The sequence below is a fragment of the Streptomyces turgidiscabies Car8 genome, from assembly GCF_000331005.1.
In the GTDB taxonomy this organism is placed as follows: domain Bacteria; phylum Actinomycetota; class Actinomycetes; order Streptomycetales; family Streptomycetaceae; genus Streptomyces; species Streptomyces turgidiscabies.
Genome location: NZ_AEJB01000158.1, coordinates 1 through 4,661, shown reverse-complemented (window position 1 = coordinate 4,661; position 4,661 = coordinate 1). Strand labels below are relative to the sequence as shown.

Annotated in this window: 6 protein-coding genes; 1 reads left to right on the top strand and 5 read right to left on the bottom strand. The window is 68.9% G+C overall.

Features of this window, described 5'->3' with window-relative positions:
* Positions 1 to 23 precede the first annotated feature (23 nt).
* Together STRTUCAR8_RS10030 and STRTUCAR8_RS10025 are read right to left on the bottom strand one after the other, a co-directional pair.
* Positions 24 to 911, bottom strand: a complete 888-nt coding sequence (locus STRTUCAR8_RS10030; RefSeq protein ID WP_006375489.1) for an RNA polymerase sigma factor SigF — start codon at positions 909 to 911, stop codon at positions 24 to 26.
* Positions 912 to 1,198: 287 nt separating this feature from the next.
* The gene (locus STRTUCAR8_RS10025; RefSeq protein WP_006375485.1) at positions 1,199 to 1,975 is read right to left on the bottom strand and encodes a class I SAM-dependent methyltransferase; all 777 of its coding nucleotides are present in this window, start codon (positions 1,973 to 1,975) and stop codon (positions 1,199 to 1,201) included.
* Positions 1,976 to 2,071: 96 nt separating this feature from the next.
* On the opposite strand from STRTUCAR8_RS10025, the gene STRTUCAR8_RS10020 reads away from it, so the two are divergent.
* Complete coding sequence (locus STRTUCAR8_RS10020; RefSeq protein ID WP_006375490.1) at positions 2,072 to 2,479, top strand: helix-turn-helix domain-containing protein; 408 nt, start codon at positions 2,072 to 2,074, stop codon at positions 2,477 to 2,479.
* Between the two features lie 25 nt (positions 2,480 to 2,504).
* Here the strand turns inward: STRTUCAR8_RS10020 and STRTUCAR8_RS10015 are convergent, their stop codons facing one another.
* The 3 genes from STRTUCAR8_RS10015 to STRTUCAR8_RS10005 form a co-directional block, all read right to left on the bottom strand.
* Entirely contained in the window at positions 2,505 to 3,107 is a 603-nt protein-coding gene (locus STRTUCAR8_RS10015) for a ClpP family protease (RefSeq protein WP_006375486.1), read from the bottom strand.
* Between the two features lies 1 nt (position 3,108).
* Positions 3,109 to 3,765: an ATP-dependent Clp protease proteolytic subunit gene (locus STRTUCAR8_RS10010; RefSeq protein WP_006375488.1), complete on the bottom strand. Its 657-nt coding sequence runs from the start codon at positions 3,763 to 3,765 to the stop codon at positions 3,109 to 3,111.
* Positions 3,766 to 3,935: 170 nt separating this feature from the next.
* Positions 3,936 to 4,661 (bottom strand): transposase (locus STRTUCAR8_RS10005; RefSeq protein WP_006375487.1); only part of this gene is annotated, 726 nt, incomplete at its 5' end.

Sequence of the window (4,661 nt, the reverse complement as noted above, 5' to 3'; positions counted from 1 at the left end):
GTCGTCTACTGGTGGTCCAGGGGTCAGGCGTAGTCGAGTTCGCCGAGCATGCCCTCACGCAGCTGCGTGATGATGCGCTTGATCAGCCGGGAGACATGCATCTGTGAGCAGCCCAGCAGCTCACCGATCTCCGCCTGGGTGGCTTCCTCGACGAACCGCAGATGGATGATCTGCCGGTCCCGGTCGCTGAGTTCGGCGAGCAGCGGGGCCAGTGACTGGAAGTCCTCGACCAGCCGCATCCCGTGCTCCTCGACCCCGATGAAGTCGGCGAGGACCGCCTCGCCGTCGTCAGGTCCGTCACCGGTCAACGCGGCGTCCAGCGAGGAGGAGTTGTAGCCGTTGGCCGCGATCTGGCCCTCGACGACCTCGTTCTCGGGCAGGTTCATCAGCGTGGCGAGTTCGGCGACCGTCGGATCACGGTCCAGCCTGCTCGCCAGTTCCTCGCGGGCCTTGGCCAGCTCGACACGCAGCTCCTGGAGCCGGCGCGGCACGTGCACCGCCCATGTCGTGTCACGGAAGAATCGCTTGATCTCACCGACGATGTAAGGCACCGCGAACGAGGTGAACTCCACCTCACGGGACAGCTCGAACCGGTCGATGGCCTTGATCAGACCGATCATGCCGACCTGGACGATGTCCTCCATGTCGTCGCCACGGCTCCGGAAACGCCCGGCGGCGAACCGCACGAGCGACATGTTCATCTCGATCAGGGTGTTGCGCGCGTACTGGTATTCCTGCGTCCCCTCTTCGAGTTCGGTCAGGCGCCTGAAGAACTGGCGGGACAGCTCCCGCGCGTCACGCGGGGCCACCTTTCGCGGTTCCGCGAGTTCGGGCAGTGGGGCGTCACCTGTCCTGGCTCCGGCGGTGTCCTCGACGACCTCTGCCTTCGACCGGATCATGGCGGTGTCCATTACCTGTTACCTCTCCCACGAAAACATCGAGCTGCGGACGATAGAACGGTTCCCGACTGCGCGTACCCGGTCGAGCGCCATGCATGCCGCAAATGTTGCTCCATGCAAGGGCGGAGTGGACGCGAGGTGGGAAAAGCCCGCAGAACCAAGGGCGTTGACCTGGCGGGAAGGGCCGTCGGTCCGGTCGTGGTTCCGGCGTAGAGACCGTGGGGCGCTCGCGGTGCACCGCCCGGAGGATCGGCGTAGGGAACCCGGCCGCCGCCGGCTCCCCGTCATCGTGGTGCGGATCAGGAGACCCGTGTCGCCGTGATCAGTTCGTGGAGGTAGCGCTTGGTGACCCGGCCGCCGTACCGCGCCTCCACCAGGTCCCGGACGTCGGCGAGCAGACCGTCGCGCGAGGGTGCGTCGAGCGCGCGGTGGCCCGAGTAGGTGAGCAGGACGTCGATGTACTCGTCGACGGAGTACGCGATGTCCCGGGCATGGCGCCGGACGCCGACCCCGTCGAAGTACTCGGAGTCCTCCAACTCGCCGGTGTCCGTCGCCGTGTCGGCCTCGTCGACCTGCTGCAGATCGGGCGGTGTGGCCGGGTCCCACTGCTCGTAACACAGCTGCACCCGCTCGAAGAAGTCGACGGTGCCGCCCTTGACGTGGTGCGTGGTGACGAGCGCGAGCAGCCCGCCGGGCCGGAGTGCCCGTGCCATCCTGGGCAGCCGTACCGCCGGGTCGAGCCAGTGGAACGCGGTAGCGCAGACGACCAGGTCGAACGGCTCGGCCGGCAGCGGCCAGTGCTCGAAGTCGGCGACCGTCACCTCCGCCAGCGGGAACGCCCGCAGATTGTGCCGGGCAACGGCAGCGAGGGACGACCCCAGTTCGACGGCCGTGAGCCGGCAGCCCGACGCGGCCAGCGGGACGGTGAGCTGGCCGGTACCCGGGGCGATCTCCAGGACTCGGCTGCCCGGACCGAGGCCGGCCGCTCGGGCCAGGTCGTCCACCAGACCCTGGGGATACCGGGGGCGGGCCCGGTCGTACAGTTGCGCCGCCTCGTCGAACGTGTCACGCAGCATGTTCGTCCCTCACCCTGTCCGTCCTGCCGTGATGATTCCACCCAGGGCAGAATGCCGACCCCTTGCCTCGGAAGCGACGGCTTTTAGGCTGAGGGGGTGAGCAATCAAGCGCCCGACCAGGCCCGCGTCATCCCGCTGCGTCCCAGGACCGCGACGGCACCGACTCCCGCCCGCACGGTGCCCCCGGCGCCGCCCGCGCCCAGAGAACCGCTCTTCCGCGACCTGGTCGGCGACGTCCTGCGCCGCGAACGGCTCGCCCAGGAACGCACCCTCAAGGACGTGGCGGACGAGGCCAGGATCTCCATGCCGTATCTGTCGGAGCTGGAGCGGGGCCGCAAGGAGGCATCCTCGGAGGTTCTCGCGGCCGCCGCCCACGCTCTCGGTCTGGGCCTGGGAGATCTGCTGTCCCTGGCCCAGAGCGAGCTGACCCGGCACACCCGAAGCCGTACCCGGGCGCGTACGACGAACTCCGCGCCGTACAACGGGCTCTGCCTGGTCGCCTAGGGGATCGGCCGGAGCGCCTCGGCCGTCAGACGTTGACGAGGCGTCGGCTCACCACCTCGTCCGCGAGCCCGTACGCCACCGCCTCGGCGGCGGTGAACACCTTGTCGCGGTCCATGTCCGCGCGCAGCGTCGCCACGTCGTGGTGCGTGTGGCGGGAGAGCACCTCCTCGACCTGCGCGCGGATACGGATCATCTCCCTGGCCTGAACCGCCAGGTCGGAGACCGTGCCCCGGTGTCCGCCGCTCGCCGGCTGGCCGAGCAGCACCCGCGCGTGTTCGAGGACGAACCGGCGCCCCGGATCGCCCCCGGCCAGCAGCACCGCAGCCGTCGAGGCGGCCTGGCCGACGCAGAACGTGGAGATCGGCGCCTGTACGTAGGTCATCGTGTCGTAGATCGCCATGAGCGAAGTGAACGAGCCGCCGGGCGAGTTGATGTAGATCGCGATCTCCTGCTCGGGCGACGAGGACTCCAGATGCAGGAGTTGCGCGATGACGACGTTGGCGACGCCGTCGTCGATCTCGGTGCCGAGGAAGATGATCCGCTCGGACAGCAGCCGGCTGAACACGTCGTACGACCGCTCGCCCTGCGGGGTGCGCTCGACGACGTTCGGAATCGTGTACGTCCCCATGTCAGAGCCCCATCCGTCGTCGTGAGGTGGCGGGGCGTACGTCGGCCAGTGAGCCGACCACCTGGTCCACCATGCCGTACTCCAGGGCCTGTTCGGCCGTGAACCAGCGGTCGCGGTCGCCGTCGCGGGAGATCGTCTCCTCGCTCTGGCCGGTGTGCTCGGCCGTGATGCGCTCGACGGTCCGCTTCGTGAACTCCAGGTTCTCCGCCTGGATCTCGATGTCGGAGGTGGTGCCGCCGATCCCGGCCGACGGCTGGTGCATCATGATCCGCGCGTTCGGCAGCGCGTACCGCTTGCCGGGCGCACCCACGCTGAGCAGGAACTGGCCCATGCTGGCCGCGAATCCCATGGTGAGCGTGGACACGTCGTTCGGGATGAGCTGCATGGTGTCGTAGATGGCGAGGCCCGCTGTCACCGAGCCGCCGGGACTGTTGATGTACAGGCTGATGTCGGTGCGCGGGTCCTCCGCCGACAGCAGGAGCAGCTGGACGCAGATCCGGTTCGCCGAGACCTCGTCGACCTGCGTGCCGAGGAACACGATGCGCTGGGCGAGCAGTTGGGCGGCGAGATGGTCGTCGAACCGTGAGGGAGGGGTGTCGCCCTCCTCGGCCCGGGGCAGCAGCGCCGGCCAGGGACCGGCGGCGGTGAGTGGGGACATGGGGGCTCCTCGTCGAGTCGTCGGGCTGTCGATCGTGAGTCGTGGATCTCGTGCGGCGGATCGCTCCGCACTCACCACTCTCCGTCCGACCCGACGCCGGCGACGGGTTTGTCGGCCCGCAGCAGATTCGCCGACGGCAGAGGGCCCGGGCCGACGACGGACGCTGTTGGTTAATTCGGGCCCTGCTTCGCCCCGTCGGCTTGTCCGGCGGGGCGAAGTGCTGCGAAGTGGCTGGTGCGGGTGCGGGCTCGGGGGGTGTTGGTGAGATGGGCGTCGATCCGGGCGAGGTTGAGGGCGGCGCCGGTGAGCTGGTGCTGAAGGCTGGTCTTGGCCAGGCCCTTGTAGCGGGATCTGCGCAGGCCACAGCGATTGGCGCCCTGGGAGATGGTGCCCTCGATGCCGGCGCGGATCTTGTAGCGCTCCTTCCAGCCTTCGGTCTGCTGCTCAGCTCTGGCGGCCCGCAGCGCGTGGTGCTCGTCGTAGCGGCGCAGGCGCAGTTCGCGGTGTGGGGCGGTGGGTGAGCTGATGCAGTCCGTGCGCACCGGGCAGGAGTGGCAGTCGTTCTTGGAGAACCGCACGCGGATCACGGGCAGTCCTTGCTGGGAGAGCCGGTCGCTCCAGTTGGTGCTGGTGCTGCCTCCCGGGCAGGTGACCTGCTGATTGTCCCAGTCGATGGTGAAGGACTCCTGGTCGTAGCCGCCTGCGCTGCCGCTCTGAGTACTGGTGTTGGCCTGGACCGGCCCCTGCAGAGCGACGCCGTGCAAAGTGCGGGCGGACACGATATCGGCGGCGGTGGGGTATCCGGCATCGACCCAGTGCTCGTCGGGCAGGTAGTCCCGCTCCGCGAGAGAGGCGTGGATCACGTCTGCCATCGCGTTGTCGGGGACGGTGGCGGG